Source organism: Aurantibacter crassamenti (assembly GCF_016811105.1).
In the GTDB taxonomy this organism is placed as follows: domain Bacteria; phylum Bacteroidota; class Bacteroidia; order Flavobacteriales; family Flavobacteriaceae; genus Aurantibacter_A; species Aurantibacter_A crassamenti.
The window spans coordinates 931,831-949,414 of the sequence record NZ_JAFBGM010000001.1 but is presented as its reverse complement, the minus strand read 5'-3'; the positions used below and the strand labels follow the sequence as shown (position 1 = coordinate 949,414).

The window sequence follows — 17,584 nt, the reverse complement described above, 5'->3', positions numbered from 1 at the left end:
AAAGTTATGGAAAAGCGGTTCAATTTCAATCTTTTAAACTTATAGAAAATCCATTTTTAACCACACCACTATTATTTCAAACTTTGATTACACCTCATAAAATAGATTATTTAAGCACTAAAAAGGGCGCTATATTTCTGGCTTATTATTTTCCATGTATAGTGCTTATATGCTAATTCTTTCATCGATTCTGCAATCAGCTTTTGTTGCCTTTCATCGTTTTCTATTTTATTTAGCAACACTTCCATTTCTTGCGCATCTTTAAAATAAATTGCCTTATTGCCGGTTGTAAATCGATTATAATTAACATCGAAAGCAATTATTGGTAACCCAAGATACATCGCTTCTACCAATGAAGGATTTGTACCTCCTGCACTGTGGCCATGTATGTATAAATGGCAATTACTTCTTAATTCATTTAGTTTTTGCTGGTCATAAATTGGGTTTACTATAAAAATATTTTGAAAATCGCCAAATTTCTTCTTTAAGTTTTTTCCATAGTCACTATTTTCCCAATTACCTACTATAACAATATTCAGTAAGGTCTTACTAAAAGCCTCTAAAATTATATGAATATTATTCTCTGGCTCTATTCGGCATACTTTAAATGCATATTTATCAGGAATATTAAGTGCTTTTCTAGAAGCAATATTAACTGGCTCATGAGAGACATGGTCTGCTCCATAGGCAATTAAAACTGAATTTTTACCATATGAATTTTTGACATGCTCTGCAATACCTTGATTATCTACAACAGTAAAATGACTTGAACGTACTGCAATTTTTTCCTGTAACTTTAAATACCATTTTGCAAAACCATTCCATTTATCACGCTTCCATTCAAGACCATCTATATTGGTAATTATCTTTTTTCTAGAAAACAATCGAACAAACGGTATCATAAATGCACCACTAACCCCTAAAACAAGCAAAGTATCTGCATAAAAAAAAGCATGAAAAATGGACCAAACATCATAAATTATACTCGAACTACCATTAGCGCTTAACGGTAAAAATTTAAGTCTTGCTCCTAGATGAGTTTTCTTTCTTTCTTTACCATATTGCGGAGCACTGCAATAAACTGTAAATTCATAATTTTTATTGAGCTCTTTTACTAAATACTCGGCCAAAGTCTCGAAACCACCATATTTAGCGGGTATACCTACTGTACCTATTATTGCAATTTTCAATATATGCTTTTTAAATTATGACTATTCAAAATATATTTAAACATGAATGTTAGCTACTTAACTTGTAATACACCTTAGCAGACCTATAATATTAAGTCAATTCATACTGGTAGACTACCAGTATTTATAATAATTCTTTAATTTCACCCCCAAATTACACAGCTATGTGGCTAGAAAGGCTAAAAAATGTTTCCTTATTATTTCTAGTTGTCACCATACCCTTTGCCAGACTTTATAATATTAATTCTTACGCAATTGCTCTTTTTGTAATTACCTTTTTACTTTCTGCCAAAAAGAAAAATTTTAAACCTTCTCATTCTTGGCTATTAATTGCCTATTATCTACTAATTTGCATTAGCGTTTTATTTATAGATCAAGCTGATTCTCTAGTAAACATTTCTAAATATGTTCCACTACTTTTAATACCGGTCGTAATATTTTTTATTGATTATAAAAAAATAGCCCTTACTGGTTTTGTTTACAGCGTTGCATTTGCGAGCCTTATTTCACTTATTTATACCTACGTAAAAAGTAAAGGGTACATTTTTTATTTTCATAACCCTACAGAAATAATAGATCTTCAAATTAACTATCTGAGCATTTTTATATGCTTTGCCTTAGCTGTATTATATGACCAAATTCTGAAAACAAATATAGCCAAATTGAGGCACTACATTTTAGTTCCTTTTTTCTTTTTTATCCTCGCCATTCTATTTAATCGTACCGGTATTATAACAAGCATTTTAGTAACAACTTACTTTGTTTTACTATATTTTAAGAAACAAGGAAATTTAAAATTCATTATGGGGTTTATTATTTTATTTTGCCTAATAATGAGCTACATTTTTACCAGACCCATTGTTAGACAAAAATTTAGTGAAATAATCAATCAAGATTTTGTAGGTGAAACCGACTATTCTAACGGAATTAGCAGTAGGCTGCTTTCATGGCAATGTAGTATAGAAAACATTAAAGGTGCAGGCTTTTTCGGATATGGCATAGATAAATCTACAATGATTTTAACCGATTGTTATAAATCAAAATTAAGTGTCAATTCAATTCAATATACTAATGAATATAATTCGCACAATCAATTTCTACAAACTATCATGAATTTTGGCATTCTAGGATTACTACTTTTACTTTCTATTTATGGAGGATTACTTTATGTGGGGATAAAAAATAAAGATTCATTACTAATATTCTATTTTATAATCTTACTAATATTTGGCATGACAGAATCATTTTTGATACGGCAATGGGGTTTGGTTTTTTTCGCTTTTTTTACGCCATTTCTATTTTTAAAACATGCATCGATTAGAGGTATTAAACCAAATGAAACCTCAACTGATATTAACTGATTACACTTATACATTTGTAATATTAAAAACATAACCCATTACTAAACAATGGTATTTAGCTCTACAGTTTTCATCTTTCTATTTCTACCTTTTGTACTGGGCGTCTATTTTTTAATAGACAAAAAACTTCGAAACCTTTTCTTGTTAATAGCTAGTCTGTTTTTTTACGCCTGGGGTGAAGGTGTGCTAGTATTGCTAATGATGGGTTCTATTGGAGTAAATTATATTGTTGGCCTGCTAATAGATATAAGCAATAAAAAATTACAAACAGACAAATCTAATATCTTCTTAATTATTGGTGTCACCCTAAACCTTTTGGTACTAATTTATTATAAATACATACATTTCATCTTTGAAAATCTTGCTTTTTTAGACATAAAATTAAGTTTTGACACCACTAGCGTTACACTTCCTATAGGTATATCTTTTTTTACGTTTCAGAGCATCTCATATTTGGTTGATGTACACAGAGGGTCAGTTGAAGGCCAACGGAGTATTATTAACCTCGGAATGTATATTGCGCTTTTTCCTCAACTAATTGCCGGCCCTATCGTAAGATACATTGATATCTCTAAAGAAATAGAAAACAGAAAAGTAACATCACCATTATTCAAAGAAGGTATCAGCCGATTTTTAATTGGTTTTGCGAAAAAAGTAATTATAGCCAATAACATGGGATTTATTGCTGATAAAATATTTGACGTTCCTGTTGCTGATTTATCTTCATCATTGACTTGGATAGGAGCTGTATGTTATTCTTTACAAATTTATTATGATTTCTCTGGATACTCTGACATGGCAATAGGTTTAGGAAAAATGTTCGGATTTAACTTTAAAGAAAACTTTGAACACCCATACATTTCTAAATCAATAAAAGAGTTTTGGCGCAGATGGCATATCTCCCTTTCTTCTTGGTTTAGAGATTACCTCTATATTCCACTTGGGGGAAATAAAAAAGGAAAATATAGAACATACGTAAACCTGTTTATAGTTTTCTTATTGACTGGACTATGGCATGGTGCTAGTTGGAATTTTATTATTTGGGGATTGTTTCATGGTTTTTTTCTAATACTTGAAAGAATTGAGCCATTTAAATTGTCTTCAAAATTTAATGTTCTTAAAAGAATTTACTTATTACTCGTGGTCATTGTAGGTTGGGTCATATTTAGAGCTGAAAATCTGTCATACGCCGTAGAATACATAATTAGAATGTTCGCTTTTACTGATGGAAATTATACCTATCCGTATTTATTCTTAAACACTTATGTTCTTACACTATTATCATTCGGAATTCTATTCGCGACTCCATTAAGAACATTTTTGGTTGAAAAGATAAAAATTATAGTGCCCAATAAAGTATGGGCAGTTGCTATAGAAAGAGGTGTTTATCTCTTGCTATTTCTATTCGCACTTATGGAACTAGCGCAAACCACTTATAATCCATTCATTTACTTTAGATTCTGATATGATAAAAAAATATAGCTTGACTTTTATTATAGCAACCTTAGTGTTTTTTGCCGTTAAGTTTCTATTGGGTTCACTTAATTCAAAACCCGAAGAATTAATGGTAAAACTGGATGCAATAGTTTTGGCAGATGACACATTTCAACTTTTTTACCTTAACAATAGTGCCAAAGTATTTAACGAAAAACAGAGCGTAATCAGTCAAGTAAAAGGTGATTCTTCTATTCAAACCATACGCTTTAAATTACCACAAGACCACACTATTAATAAATTTAGACTTGATATTGGTATAAATCGTAAACAAAAACCAATTCAAATCTCATCGTTTACAGTAGCAAATGAGTATGATTCTATTGCTTATGATATTTCAAAAAAATTTAATAAAAACCTTTGTATTATCGAACATAATGGAAAATTTGCAACTAAAATAGTTTCTAATAGCTACGACCCATTCTTTACATCAAATTTTAATGTGAACGCTACTATAGTGGCATTAACTAGCGAAAAGGCTCTTGTAAATAATATTGTGACATACTTAATTTCTTTAGTTTTTGCTTTGTCATTTCTTCTCTCAGCAACTTTAAATAATTTTAGTTTAAATCGATTTACGCCTAACGCCTATATTCTACTTTTCGTTTTAATAATAGTTACACCTCAATTAGCCAAATTATTCGAATCAGAAGTAGAAACCGGAAACGAAAAAAGAAAGTTAGCAGAAAAACCAGAATGGTCTTTTAAAGAAAGTTATCCTAAAGCATTTGAGGCATATTACAACGATAATTTCGGACTACGACCGTTCCTAATTAATTGGTCAAGTAAATTAAAAATTAGATTTTTTAAAGATTCTCCAAAACCCGAATTGGCACAGTTTGGCAATGATGGGTTTATCTTCTTCAATGAATATGAGGAAAAAAGTGGTGGAATATACTCTAGTTATTCAAACACAAACCTGGCATCTGAAAAAGAACTTGAAAAAGCATTGCTCATGCATACTAAGCTAAAAAATGATTTAGCTGCTAAGGGCATCGAATATGTTTTTGGTTTTTGGCCTAATAAGCACTCCATTTATAACGATTTGCTTCCGTACACCATGAAACTGCAGGTAGCAAATGAAACATCACTTGCTGACCAAACAGTTTCTTACTTTGAAAAAGCTAAACTGCCTATGTTTGACGTTAGACAAGATTTGTTAAAAAACAAAAATAAAAAGCAGTTGTATTATAAATTTGATTCTCATTGGAATGCAAATGGTGCTTATGAGGCATATTTGGCTTTTTGCGAGCAAACTTTTGAACAACTTGCGCTTAAACCTTTTCCAATTGAAGACTTTGAGATAAGTTATTCTAAGGTTAAAAAAGGGGATTTAACTGATTTAATGGGAATTGATAGTATACCGAATTACTACGATGAAAAGCCTATTTACAAGTTAACCAATAGTGATAAAAGATATCATTTTATATATCCTGGAGGTATCTATAAAAATGCCTTTATAACTGAAAACAAAAATTGTGGAAACAATAAAACCGCATTAGTTTTTAGAGACTCATATGGTGCTGCTATGATTCAATTTTTATCACTCCATTATGCTAAAGTCATATATATTGGAAAAAGTAATGTAGATATGTATTGGGTTAATAAAATCAACCCAGATGTAATTATATTAGGCGTTGTTGAACGGCGTTTACCTTATATTTTAGATATGGTAGAATAGCATCAACATTATATCATATTATACCCTTCTAAGGTCTTTCTTGCAGTTTCTTCCCAAACATATTCTTTAAGAATTTTGTCTTTTAAACCATTATCAAAAGGCTTTGAATACGCCGTATCAATCGCCTTACTAATAGAGTCTACATCATCAGGTTCACAGTAATAGGCATAATCTTCAAAATAGTCGCGTGTATCACCTTTCTCTGTGATTACAATATTGGTTTCCATAGCCGCCGCCTCTAGAGAAGACAACCCTGGTGTTTCCATCCAACTTATTAGGGCATGTACTTTTGCCAATTTATAATAGATAGGTAATTTGTGGTGCGGTATTGGTCCTGTAAAATAAACATTGTCACCTGCAGTCTCGTGAACAGCATTGGTAAATGCAGGATCATTTTTTGTTTCGTTACCAATTAATACCAATGGGTATCGATTACCTACAGCTTTTATCAAATTTAGTGTAGACTTTCTGCCTTCAATTCTAGCCACTGAAAGAATACAATCTTTATACTTCAACATAGCTTCTTCAATGCTATCTTCAGAAACGGTTGCAGGATTAAAAAGTTTAGTGTCAACAGCGTTTGGAACTACCACAAAATTATAATTTTCCAATTTATATTCACCAGCTACTCTTTTCATTTCTGACAAAGAATTGGGTAAGAAAACATCAACCTCTTCTGTAACTTTTTTTGCCAATCGATAGTATCCACGAAAAAGCATGTAATATACACCCTTGTTCATTCTACCATCTTTTAAGTGTCTTAAAAAAGTTTTTATATAATTAATAGTATAAGGTGATAGTACATTGGCAACCTTTTGGGCAAAACCACCCCTAGCTTTTCTTTCAAACTCAGTATAAAGCCCATAAATTGTAGAAAGTGCTACCTTCTTATTGTGCTTTTTTGCGTGCTTGATTTGCATATAAAGCTCTTGTGGATCCATTAAGTTAAACAAATGAACTATATCATAACCCGTTAAATCTGGTTCTAATTCGATACTTATATCCACCTCAACACCCAATTTTTCAAGATACTCTTTAGTTTTTTCAATTTGCGTAGTATCACCTCCAGGGGCAGAATACAAATTACTTCTTGATTGGAATAAAACCTTCATAATTAAATTTTCAATTTTGCAATAAATATAAAAGCAACACAAAGTATAAATTGCGGGACTAGAAAGAAAAGACCAGGAGCCACAATACCACCAACAGCAAGGCGTGAAAAATTCAAACTGAATAACACAAGTATTACAAACCAGCTCAATTTACCGCTTCGAACAACTATTTCATATATAAATCCAGCAAAAGTTCCTAAAAACATTGCGTGTATTAGAATTCCTAACCATCCAAAGTTCATATAAGCCTCTCCGGGTGAAGTAATAGTCATTCCTTCTCCTTCAAATTCCAATTGATATCTTTCTTTTAAAACCACACCGGTGAATCCATTCTCATGAAGGCCTATTGTCATTCCTAAATCACTTAACACTGTTTGGCCATAATAATACCCATCATTTTCATCAGTGTTGTAGACAATAGCCTCTAAATTACTAACATTAACCGCTGTTGTCCATGCTGTTGAGCCTATAGCTCTAAATGAAAACTCACCAGTATGTCGATAATACCCAAGTATTGATAAGAAAATAATAAACAGAATGCCAGTTACAATATACTTAAAAGACACTCCTTGCTCATTAAGGTATTTCTGTGTAAATATCAGGTAAGCCAAAAAACAACTAACAACTAAATACGCTGCCGGGCCTCTAAACCCAATACCCATTACAAAAAAAACGCCTATCAAAAGATAAACAATGGTAATTGGCTTTATTTTGTTCAAAACAAATTTTTCTATAGCAAAGCGATAGACCAAACTAACACTAATCAAGGCGTTACCAATTAGTATATACTTACCCAATCCCGCTTTTGCCCCCACTCTAGCGCTTTCTAAATTATCCAAAAAAATAGGAATGGTTTTCATTTTGATTAAATAAATGAATAGATAGAGAGCAACACCAGCCAGAAAGAACAAATAAAATGCACGTTTCCAATGTTTTATGTCCATTCTTACATTGGGTATAACATCTTTTAATTTAGGAAAGGTTTTAACCAACAGAAAGTTTGGTGCAAAATGTGCCGCTATAAGAAACGTCGCCAAATAAACAAAAAGTAGCGCATTGGTCTTAAGTGTGGTTTCAAAAAAAGGAAAATAATTTTCTAAAAAAAAAGGATAAAGCATTAAAAAGAACACAAAGGCAACCAAGAAGAAAATCGCCGGATGCAGTACATTAAAAAGTCTAATTTTTCTCACGTACCGATATTCTTATATTCTTAATTTTCGGCCAAGTTAGCTTCATTATACATTAATTCCAAATCATTCAATAGAGTTGTACTAGTAATATTATGTATCATTCTATAATGATTTAAAATGGTTGCTTTTTCAAGATTAACGTCAAGTGAATGGGTTGGTGCCATGAGTGCCATATCATTAATTATATAAGGCCATGGAAGCCCTTGAACGTTTTGATATCTAATCTTAACATAAAGTTGCAGAACACCATAATCACTCCATAATAATTCATTATTCAAATATGACCCAGCATAATATAAATTTCTAACTTCTTGATCTCGAAGAAGTTTAATAAAATCTGGAGGTGTTATTTCACGACCGTTGAACTCTAGGATACCTTTTTTTACTGTACCATAATTAACTTTAAGTCGTAAAAGCTCATTCTTCAAATTTTCTATATCTACATTGTATTCACTATTTTCAAATAAAATCACAAAATTGTTGCCTGCTCTAGCTTCTTCTTTAGTCTTGGCATAAATGTCAACAATTGTTTGCTGGGGAAATTCAAGGTCATTTGCGTCGTTTTCAACTATACCAACATTATTTTTCTTGAGCAAGGCTAAAGATGATTCCTTCATTTCTTTGGTAAAGGATAAAACACCCTCTTCTAGCACAAAAATCTTGAGATTTGATTTGCGCTTTTTTATGTTAAAAATACCATTTGGTTTGTCAAGAACACAGTGAAAAGTATCAAAGCCAACGTAAAATAGGTTTTCAATTTCATGCTCGTTAAGATAACCATCCATTACATCAAGATCATAGAAATGGACACCTTCTTCAATAATCAACAAATTTTCATTTTGAGGCTCTTGAGAAGGAGCATATATAACTTTAGAACCCATAGCATTAAACTCTTCAATTAAGGGATTAATGTTATTTATGGTCAATGTGTCTAAAAATTCATTTTTCCAAACATCTATAAGAACCAAAGCACTTCGTTCGGGAATTATTCTAGTACTTTTAAAAGTATCGGTATAACTATTTGTATTTTCATCAAACTTTGAAATCGAATAATAAATAAGTTCGCCTGCTTCCAACTCAGTTAGACCTTCGGTCAAATCATCATATTCCTCATCCAAACTGCAACTTAATAGAACAAAGCATGCCGCCCAAACAAAGAAGTGTTTTCCGAAAATAAAAGGATTTGGTGTCATTTTAATATTGATTTACAATCTTAAAACTAAGATTCTTAATCTGCCATCTAAAAATGACAAAGTTACTTATTTAGCTACTGTTATCTTATATAACACCTTAGTATTGGTAATATTGTTATGTTTTGTTCTTGGTTTATCATTTTCTAAAAGCGTTTTTCTTAATCTTTACGTAGCGTATTTATAAACCTTTCTATCTCAATTGAACTATCGATTGTATTGAATTTAAACTTATCATATGTACCAGCCACTAATTGTTGGTCGTGAAATAATGTTACTAATTCAGAAGAATTGGTGGCTATTGTTGTTCCTATTTCTTCAAAAGAAAAATAAAATCCACCATTTTCTGCAACATATTCATCTAAATCAAAGATGTAAGATATTATTGGTTTCCCAGTTAACATAAAATCAAACATGATTGAAGAATAATCAGTGATGAGTACATCTGCTACACATAAAAGGTTCTGTGTATCTTGCTTAGAAACGTTAATTACATTATCAAGCGATTTGAAAAAATGATCATCAAAAATACTGCTATCTAGCGGATGAGGCTTAAACAATATTACTTGTCCCTGATCTTTGTTGAGCTTATTATTAATTTCAATTAATGACTGTTTTATTTTATCGGTTGACCGATCATTATTTCTAAAAGTAGGCGTGTATAATATTTTGTATTTATCGCTAATTTCTTGAAAGTTAAGATTAACCTCTATTGTTGTTTTTACTTTATTGTTATTTGAAGCTTGATAGATTAGATCTGTTCTTGGCTGTCCTAGAGATTTTATCTTAGCTTTATGTAACCCCATGGCTTTTTCAAAAATAAAGCTAGTATTAGGCGAAGCTGAAATAAAATAATCCCATCTATCATAAGGCAATTTTCGCCCTGAATTTTGTAACCTCTTTATCCATTCTTGCTCTTTCAAAGAATCAAAACCAATTTTTTTTATGGGGGTGCCATGCCACAGATTGATTACAACAGCCCTTTTAGGCACAACAGGATAAATATCTTTGATGTTATGAGATATAAAGAATAAAGGAGCCCGAACAATAGACCAAAATGCACCTAAACTCCATCTATATTTACAACTATAACCTTGTTTTCTTAAAATCTTCACCTCATCACGGTTTGAAGAAATCCATATTGGTCGATAAAACTGATGGTTTTGAAAATGTATAAATAAGAATTTTGGATTATCTGAAAAACTATGAAAACCTGTACCAAAAAGCACCATATGTTTATTCTTCGGAATAAAAGCGCAGAGAAAACCAAAAACTATCTTCTCAAATAAAAATAAGGCAAATCGTTTCATTTCAGTTTTTGATACTATATTAAAGTCTATTTGATTCAGTTAATTTTTATGTTTTGTTTTAGTTCTTTTTTTAATTTTTTAACCCCTATCAACCGAATGGTAAGCACTATTAATTGCGTAAATAATAATAAATATACTATTCGATGAACAGTCAAATAATTATACAAGACTATTAATAAAGTAACATGAAACAAAGAAGCAAACACTACACTATAATTTGCATACTTTTCTTTACCTAAAGCTCCAAGTAGAGGGTACCCAATCATTACAGCGGGTACGTAAATTACAGTAAGCACACATAGCAACCTTAATAAACTTGCACTTTCAACAAAATCAGACCCAAAAATTAATACTACTATGTTCTCACTAAAAAAGTAAACGCCAGTTGCAACTAAAGTGTTTATCAATAGTACCGCTATAAAAATCTTTTTAAATAATTTTAGATCTCTATTTTTTGCCATGTATGGATATAAAGAATCTCCTAAGGGTGCATAAACTACTGTCATAGCCATGAAAATTTTCTCAGCAGCACCAAAAATTCCTGCAAAATAATTGCCTAGTGCAAGACCCGCAATAAAAGTATTACTCGAAGTATACAATGCGGCAGCTGATCGAGAGAAAAAATACTGTGTACTATTACCAAGTAGTCTTTTTATTTCTACTTTATCTGGTTTTCTAAATTTTACATCAAAATAATGAAATGCCAAGTAGATTGAAAACAAGCCGCCAATAACAAAACCAATAGAATATAACAAAGGCACCTTAAAATAATCTTCTTCTGTCTTTATTATCAAAAATATCAAAGCTGTAAACAATCCTTTAGCAACAACATTTACCCGTGTCATATACTTCATGTTCTCCATTCCTTGAAAAAACCAAATTGGATTTAAGACTTGGCCAATAACAATTCCAAAACCAAAAAGATATGCCAATTTATGATCAGACAATGCTTCGACTGAAAACACACAAATAACTAAAAGCAAAAATGCTATAAGCACCAAGACCAATTTAATGTAATAGATATTACTAAAAATTGAATCGATTTTTTGTTTATCCTCTCTATAAATAGAAACATCTTTAGTGGCAGAAAGATTGAAGCCATAATCACAAAGCACGAACAAATATTGCATTACTGCATATACCATTAAAACAACACCATACTTCTCTGCTCCTAACACCCTACCCAAATAAGGTAGCGTTAAAAAAGGTAATACCAAATTAATACCCTGCAATGAAAATAAAGAAACAAAATTCTTGAACAGCTGGTTCTTACTAAACCTTTGGTATATGTTTTTTATATGGAACAATATAGAAATTCAAGATTTATAGTTGGTTTTGAATAAAATTTACAATGCTTTCACAAGCTTTGCCATCCCCGTATGGGTTATGTCGCAAACTCATTTCATTGTATTTTGTTTTACTATTTAATAGTTCTTCTGCTTCCTTTACTATCTTTTTTGTGTCAGTTCCTGTTAAAATTACAGTGCCTGCTTCAACAGCCTCTGGTCGTTCTGTTGTATCACGCATCACCAAAACTGGTTTACCGAGACTTGGCGCCTCTTCTTGTACACCACCACTATCTGTAATAATTAGAAAACTACGATGCATTAACCAAACGAAACCAGGATACGAGAGTGGTGCGATTAACTTAATATTATCAACATTCTCCAAAATTCGATAAACCGGTTTTTGGACGTTAGGGTTCAAATGTACCGGATAAATTATCTGAACATCATCATGTTTCTGAGCTATTTCACTTAAGGCATTGCAAATGTCAATAAAACCCTGACCATGATTCTCACGTCTATGCCCCGTTACAAGAATTAACCGTTTCCCAGGGTTTAAAATACTCTTTAATTTTTCTATTTCTGGATTTACATAATCAGCATGCATTACCCTCTCAACACTAAGTTGTAAGGCATCTATTACTGTATTTCCGGTTATAATAATATCTGATTCTGCGATGTTCTCTTTAAGAAGATTTTGACGCGCTGTAATGGTTGGAGCAAAATGGAAATCTGCCACACGACCAGTTATTGACCGATTCATTTCTTCTGGGAAAGGAGATTTTTTGTTAAATGTTCTCAGGCCTGCTTCAATATGACATACCTGCGCACCAGAATAAAATGCAGCAATACTTGAAGCCATAGTGGTTGTTGTATCACCGTGTACATAAACATAATTGGGTTTAAAATCGTCAAGAACACTTTTAAGGCCTGTTATAATGTCAGCCGTTAAAGTAAAAAGATTTTGATTCGGCTTCATAAGATTCATATCGTAGTCAGGCGTAATATCAAAAAAATCAACTACTTGATCAAGCATTTCACGATGTTGCGCTGTAATACACACCTTAGTTTCAAAAACTGATGAATGCTTTTCAAATTCCTTAACTAAAGGAGCCATTTTAATGGCTTCAGGTCTTGTGCCAAAAACAATAAGATTTTTTACTTTCATGTATTGTAGATATTAACGCTTAGCCTCTTAAATCTTTTAAGGCCTGATTAATCAATGTAGAAGAGGTTCCTTTGGTATATGGAAAATAAACAATCTTAACTCCTACTTCTTTAAACTTATCATCTAACTCTTGCCATTTTTCAGTTTCAAACCAATCATCACCAACGAACATAATATCAAATTTTAAACGTTGCCACATTTTAAATTTATCCATGTCATTTTGCGGCACAACCGAATCAACTTGACGAATATTTCGTACAATCTCCATACGCTCTAAATGTGGAATAACTGATTTTTTGTTTTTATAGGCCACTAATTCATCGCTTGTAACCCCTACAATTAATTTGTCGCAAAGTCCTTTTGCGTTTTTAATCAAATTTAAGTGTCCGATATGAAACAAGTCGTATACACCTGAAGTGTATCCAATTACAATTTTTTCATCTCCTCTTTTATACATTTTGATTACTTTTTATTACCATCTCCATTCTTTTGAAAAATACTGTCTTTTAAATAGTTCAATATTAAGAAACATCCATAATATTTGTCCTGCCCTAGTTTCTGTTTTACTTTTTGATATCAATTCTTCAATTACTCCGGGTTTCAACCAAGAACTTTTCGTTAATAACTTCCGAGCCATTTCCTCTAAGTTCTCAAACCATTGCGTTAATGGTACTGGAAAACCTACTTTTTTCCGGGTTATGGTTTCATCGGGTAGATATTTATACGCTATTTTTCTAAGCAAATACTTAGGAGTGTCTAGCTCTTCACTATATTCATCTGCGCATTGTTGCTTAGCAGCGGCTTTTGACTCTTCATTAATCCACTTTAATTTGAGTACATAAGGTATTTCATTATAAGCATATTCAATGAGTTTATGATCTAAAAAAGGTACTCTTGCCTCAACAGAAGTTTGCATTGTTGTCATATCAACTCGCTGTAATAAGCCTTTTACATGGTAATTATGAAAAAAACGAAATACATTTTCTTCATTTGCAGTATTCTCAAATTCTAATTGTATTTGTTTATCAAATTCTTCTCGATATTTTGTTGGAGTCGTAATTAGTTGATCTCGCATTTCTCGAGGAACATATTCATATTTATTCATCAAATAAGAATAAAAAGACTGATCAATCTCTTCATTTTCATAATCAAAAGGAGCTCTAAAAATTCGTCCATAACCACCCATTAATTCATCTGCCCCTTCACCTGATAATACAACTGTTATTTTCTCTTTTAATTTAGAAGACATTACTGCTAAGGGGATTTCATTTGGCACACCTAGCGGCGCATCCTTGAAACCTATGAGACGTTCCCATTGGTTCATGTAATCTGATTTCTGCATCAACAATTCGTGATGTACTGTATGGTATTTATCAGCAATTTGTTGTGCGTAAGAGAATTCATTGAGCTCTTCAAAACCAATTGTGTAAGTGTTTACAGCATCTACTTTTTCGAGTGCTGTTATAGCTGTAATTAAGCTTGAGTCAACACCGCCGCTCAAATAGGTGCCTAATGGAACGTCAGCAATGAGTCTATATTTAATTGCTTTTACCAACTCTTCTTCAAATTTTTCAGCAATGCTATCTTCATTAAATTCGGTAGCTGTATTAAAAGCTGTTGGAAGGTTCCAGTATATGGTTTCAGTAACCGACAAATCACCTTTAACTGTTAAATAGGTACCTGGTTGAATCTGATAAATATTTTCAAAGAATGTATATGGTGATCTAATATATCTATTCGCCAAATACTCGTCTACAGCTAATTCATTGAATTTAGCTTCAACTAAACCACTAGAAAGAATACCTTTTATCTCAGATGAAAACACAAGGTTCTGATTGTCTTTATAATAGTATAATGGCTTTATTCCTAACCTATCTCTTACCAGAAAAAGCTCTTTGGTTTCAGAATTAAAAAGTGCAATAGAAAACATTCCATTCGCAATTTCTAAGAACCAATTCAAACTTTTTTCTTGCACCGCAGCAAGAATTACCTCAGTATCTGAATCAGAAGTAAATGTATAATTTAGTTCATTTGCTATTTCTTGAAAATTATAGATTTCTCCATTGAAAACAATATGCCAAACACCACTTGAAGAATGCATAGGCTGGTTCGCAATTTCACGTAAATCTATAATACTTAAACGCCTATGACCTAAAGCTAGTTTTTGCTCAAACGTATAGAATGCCCCAGAATCTGGACCTCTGTGTGCTATAGATTCATTCATTATGTCAATACGTTTTTCAAGCCTATCAACAGCGTCTTTACTATAAATGCCAGTTATTCCACACATTTATTCTACTTATTATTTTTTATAATATTCATACATTTCTTTAAACTGTCATGCCAATGCGGAATTTCAATCGATAGTGTCTTTTTTATTTTGGATTTATCCATCACGCTATATGCGGGTCTTTTTGCAGGCGTCGGATATTCCTCTGTTTTTATTGGAAGTATCTTGCAAATCAAATCACCTTCTTTCATTATTGCCAATGCAAAATCATACCAGCTAGCGACACCTTCATTACTGTAATGATACAGACCATATGCTAAACTATCTTCACGAATAAATTTTACAATTAATTGAGCCAAATCACCAGCATAAGTTGGTGTGCCTATTTGATCACATACTACATTAAGATTATCTCGTTCTGACCCTAATCTAAGCATTGTTTTCAAAAAATTATTTCCATATTCAGAATATAACCATGAAGTTCTTATGATTAAACACTCTTCAACTTCATTGATAGTTTCTTGCTCGCCCTCTAATTTTGTTACACCATAAACGCTTACAGGGTTGGTCTCATCTTCTTCAGTACAAATTGTTCCTTTTAAGCCTTCAAAAACAAAATCTGTTGACACTTGAATAAACTTTGTCTTGTTTCTCTTAGATGCGCGTGCTAAAAATTTTGCTCCAATTACATTTACTGCTCTAGCAATTTCAATTTCTGTCTCTGCCTTATCTACCGCTGTATATGCAGCACAATTAATGCACCAATCAGGTTTGTTTAGTTGGAAAAAACTATTGACTGCATTTTCATCTGTAATGTCTAAATCTTCTATATCAATAAAATTGAAATTATAATCATGAAGATCTTGAACGGCATCTTTTATGCAGCTGGCTAATTGCCCATTGCCACCAGTGATTATTACATTTTTCATAACCTAGCATTCTCTAAAGTTGGCAATACTTGATCCTTTTCAGATACAATAAGTTGCTCGTGCGGTAATTTCCAATCAATATTTAATGTAGGATCGCTAAATATAATTCCTCCTTCAGATTCCTTATTATAATAATTATCACATTTGTAAAAAAACTCTGCCGATTCACTCAAAACTACAAACCCATGCCCAAAACCTTTCGGTATAAAAAATTGTTTTTTGTTCTCAGAACTTAATTCAACAGCTACGTATTCTTTATAGGTTGGTGAGTCTTTTCTTAAATCTACTGCAACATCAAGCACCGTACCACTAAGTACTCGTACTAATTTAGACTGCGCATATTCTCCTATCTGATAATGTATTGCTCTTATAACCCCTTTTACAGAATAAGATTGATTGTCTTGAACAAAATTAATTTCAGAACCAATTGCAGAATTAAATCTCAAAGCATTAAAAGATTCCATAAAATAGCCTCTTTCGTCTTCAAAAATCGCCGGTTCAATCACAAAACAGCCCTTTAGTTTTGTTTCTTTAACTATCATTGATGCTTACTTAATATGCCCAATAAATTCTTTCCATAACCGCTTTTCATAAGAGGTTCTGCCAAGGCTATAAATTGCGCTTTATCAATAAAACCCATTTCATAAGCAGCTGCTTCTATTGCACCTATTTTAAGGCCTTGTCTTTCTTCAATAACCTCAACAAATTGGGAAGCTTGCATTAAAGATTGAAACGTACCTGTATCTAACCATGCAGTTCCTCTATCTAAAATACTAACGCTTAACTTTCCTCTTTCTAAATAAACCTTATTAATGTCAGTAATTTCTAACTCACCCCGCGGGCTTGGTGGAATGTTCTTGGCAATTTCTACAACGTCATTATCATAAAAATAAATACCTGGAACTGCATAATTTGATTTTGGTTCAATTGGCTTTTCCTCGATACTTATTGCTTTTCCTTCTCTGTCAAATTCAACAACGCCATAACGCTCAGGGTCATGTACACGATAGGCATATATAATACCACCTTCTGGATCATTATTAGATTGCAACAATTTTGCAAGGCCGGATCCGTAAAAAATATTGTCGCCTAACACCAATGCAACTTTGTCTTTACCAATAAAATCATCACCAATAATAAAAGCTTCTGCTAACCCGTTTGGAGCTTCTTGCACCGCATAAGAAAAGTCACAGCCATACTTTTTACCATCTCCTAATAAATCACGAAATAAGGGTAAATCTTTGGGTGTTGAGATAATTAAAATCTCACGAATTCCGGCATACATTAAAGTTGACAACGGATAGTATATCATCGGTTTGTCATAAATGGGCATCAATTGCTTACTAACCGATAAAGTCAGTGGGTGCAAACGAGTACCTGAACCTCCTGCTAGAATAATTCCCTTCATTCTGTCTCTATTTTCTCATTGCTATCTCAAATCTT

Annotated in this window: 15 protein-coding genes; 3 read left to right on the top strand and 12 right to left on the bottom strand. The window is 32.2% G+C overall.

The window, feature by feature from the left end; all coding sequences use genetic code 11:
• Window positions 1-110 precede the first annotated feature (110 nt).
• On the bottom strand, window positions 111-1,190 hold the full coding sequence (locus JQC67_RS03825) for a DUF1972 domain-containing protein (protein ID WP_238934460.1): 1,080 nt from the start codon (window positions 1,188-1,190) through the stop codon (window positions 111-113).
• A 164-nt stretch (window positions 1,191-1,354) separates the two neighbouring features.
• Between JQC67_RS03825 and JQC67_RS19000 the strand changes: the two genes are divergently transcribed.
• The 3 genes from JQC67_RS19000 (at window position 1,355) to JQC67_RS03810 (ending at window position 5,726) form a co-directional block, all read left to right on the top strand.
• Window positions 1,355-2,551, top strand: coding sequence for an O-antigen ligase family protein (locus JQC67_RS19000; RefSeq protein ID WP_238934459.1), 1,197 nt, complete (start codon window positions 1,355-1,357; stop codon window positions 2,549-2,551).
• A gap of 141 nt (window positions 2,552-2,692) precedes the next feature.
• Window positions 2,693-4,015 carry an MBOAT family O-acyltransferase gene (locus tag JQC67_RS03815; protein WP_238934458.1) on the top strand — a complete coding sequence of 441 codons (1,323 nt, stop codon included), beginning with the start codon at window positions 2,693-2,695 and terminating at the stop codon, window positions 4,013-4,015.
• A 19-nt stretch (window positions 4,016-4,034) separates the two neighbouring features.
• Window positions 4,035-5,726 carry an alginate O-acetyltransferase AlgX-related protein gene (locus JQC67_RS03810; RefSeq protein WP_203251538.1) on the top strand — a complete coding sequence of 564 codons (1,692 nt, stop codon included), beginning with the start codon at window positions 4,035-4,037 and terminating at the stop codon, window positions 5,724-5,726.
• A gap of 8 nt (window positions 5,727-5,734) precedes the next feature.
• Here JQC67_RS03810 and JQC67_RS03805 read toward each other — a convergent pair whose 3' ends face one another.
• The 11 genes from JQC67_RS03805 to rfbA all read right to left on the bottom strand — a co-directional run bounded on the left by JQC67_RS03805 (window position 5,735) and on the right by rfbA (window position 17,549).
• On the bottom strand, window positions 5,735-6,838 hold the full coding sequence (locus JQC67_RS03805; RefSeq protein ID WP_203251537.1) for a glycosyltransferase family 4 protein: 1,104 nt from the start codon (window positions 6,836-6,838) through the stop codon (window positions 5,735-5,737).
• Between the two features lie 2 nt (window positions 6,839-6,840).
• A complete protein-coding gene (locus JQC67_RS03800; RefSeq protein ID WP_203251536.1) occupies window positions 6,841-8,028 on the bottom strand; it encodes an O-antigen polymerase in 1,188 nt (395 codons plus the stop codon).
• Between the two features lie 20 nt (window positions 8,029-8,048).
• Entirely contained in the window at window positions 8,049-9,221 is a 1,173-nt protein-coding gene (locus JQC67_RS03795) for a hypothetical protein (RefSeq protein ID WP_203251535.1), read from the bottom strand.
• A 158-nt stretch (window positions 9,222-9,379) separates the two neighbouring features.
• The gene (locus JQC67_RS03790) at window positions 9,380-10,528 is read right to left on the bottom strand and encodes a CDP-glycerol glycerophosphotransferase family protein (protein WP_203251534.1); all 1,149 of its coding nucleotides are present in this window, start codon (window positions 10,526-10,528) and stop codon (window positions 9,380-9,382) included.
• 35 nt (window positions 10,529-10,563) lie between these two features.
• The gene (locus tag JQC67_RS03785; protein ID WP_262896945.1) at window positions 10,564-11,835 is read right to left on the bottom strand and encodes a flippase; all 1,272 of its coding nucleotides are present in this window, start codon (window positions 11,833-11,835) and stop codon (window positions 10,564-10,566) included.
• A gap of 16 nt (window positions 11,836-11,851) precedes the next feature.
• Window positions 11,852-12,982 carry a non-hydrolyzing UDP-N-acetylglucosamine 2-epimerase gene (gene wecB / locus JQC67_RS03780; protein WP_203251532.1) on the bottom strand — a complete coding sequence of 377 codons (1,131 nt, stop codon included), beginning with the start codon at window positions 12,980-12,982 and terminating at the stop codon, window positions 11,852-11,854.
• A gap of 19 nt (window positions 12,983-13,001) precedes the next feature.
• On the bottom strand, window positions 13,002-13,439 hold the full coding sequence (locus JQC67_RS03775; protein WP_203251531.1) for an adenylyltransferase/cytidyltransferase family protein: 438 nt from the start codon (window positions 13,437-13,439) through the stop codon (window positions 13,002-13,004).
• 15 nt (window positions 13,440-13,454) lie between these two features.
• A complete protein-coding gene (gene asnB / locus JQC67_RS03770; protein ID WP_203251530.1) occupies window positions 13,455-15,272 on the bottom strand; it encodes an asparagine synthase (glutamine-hydrolyzing) in 1,818 nt (605 codons plus the stop codon).
• A gap of 5 nt (window positions 15,273-15,277) precedes the next feature.
• Window positions 15,278-16,141 carry a dTDP-4-dehydrorhamnose reductase gene (gene rfbD, locus JQC67_RS03765; protein WP_203251529.1) on the bottom strand — a complete coding sequence of 288 codons (864 nt, stop codon included), beginning with the start codon at window positions 16,139-16,141 and terminating at the stop codon, window positions 15,278-15,280.
• Window positions 16,138-16,683, bottom strand: a complete 546-nt coding sequence (gene rfbC, locus JQC67_RS03760; RefSeq protein ID WP_203251528.1) for a dTDP-4-dehydrorhamnose 3,5-epimerase — start codon at window positions 16,681-16,683, stop codon at window positions 16,138-16,140. The genes rfbD and rfbC overlap by 4 nt, the downstream gene beginning before the upstream one ends.
• Window positions 16,680-17,549: a glucose-1-phosphate thymidylyltransferase RfbA gene (gene rfbA / locus JQC67_RS03755; protein WP_203251527.1), complete on the bottom strand. Its 870-nt coding sequence runs from the start codon at window positions 17,547-17,549 to the stop codon at window positions 16,680-16,682. The genes rfbC and rfbA overlap by 4 nt, the downstream gene beginning before the upstream one ends.
• Between the last annotated feature and the right edge of the window lie 35 nt (window positions 17,550-17,584).

Bases quoted from the DNA above. Each gene is read 5' to 3' on its own strand.
- JQC67_RS03805 (WP_203251537.1), bottom strand. From the start codon at position 6,838: ATGAAGGTTTTATTCCAATCAAGAAGTAATTTGTATTCTGCCCCTGGA.
- rfbA (WP_203251527.1), bottom strand. From the start codon at position 17,549: ATGAAGGGAATTATTCTAGCAGGAGGTTCAGGTACTCGTTTGCACCCA.
- JQC67_RS03775 (WP_203251531.1), bottom strand. From the start codon at position 13,439: ATGTATAAAAGAGGAGATGAAAAAATTGTAATTGGATACACTTCAGGT.
- rfbC (WP_203251528.1), bottom strand. From the start codon at position 16,683: ATGATAGTTAAAGAAACAAAACTAAAGGGCTGTTTTGTGATTGAACCG.
- rfbD (WP_203251529.1), bottom strand. From the start codon at position 16,141: ATGAAAAATGTAATAATCACTGGTGGCAATGGGCAATTAGCCAGCTGC.
- JQC67_RS19000 (WP_238934459.1), top strand. From the start codon at position 1,355: ATGTGGCTAGAAAGGCTAAAAAATGTTTCCTTATTATTTCTAGTTGTC.
- JQC67_RS03795 (WP_203251535.1), bottom strand. From the start codon at position 9,221: ATGACACCAAATCCTTTTATTTTCGGAAAACACTTCTTTGTTTGGGCG.
- JQC67_RS03790 (WP_203251534.1), bottom strand. From the start codon at position 10,528: ATGAAACGATTTGCCTTATTTTTATTTGAGAAGATAGTTTTTGGTTTT.
- asnB (WP_203251530.1), bottom strand. From the start codon at position 15,272: ATGTGTGGAATAACTGGCATTTATAGTAAAGACGCTGTTGATAGGCTT.
- wecB (WP_203251532.1), bottom strand. From the start codon at position 12,982: ATGAAAGTAAAAAATCTTATTGTTTTTGGCACAAGACCTGAAGCCATT.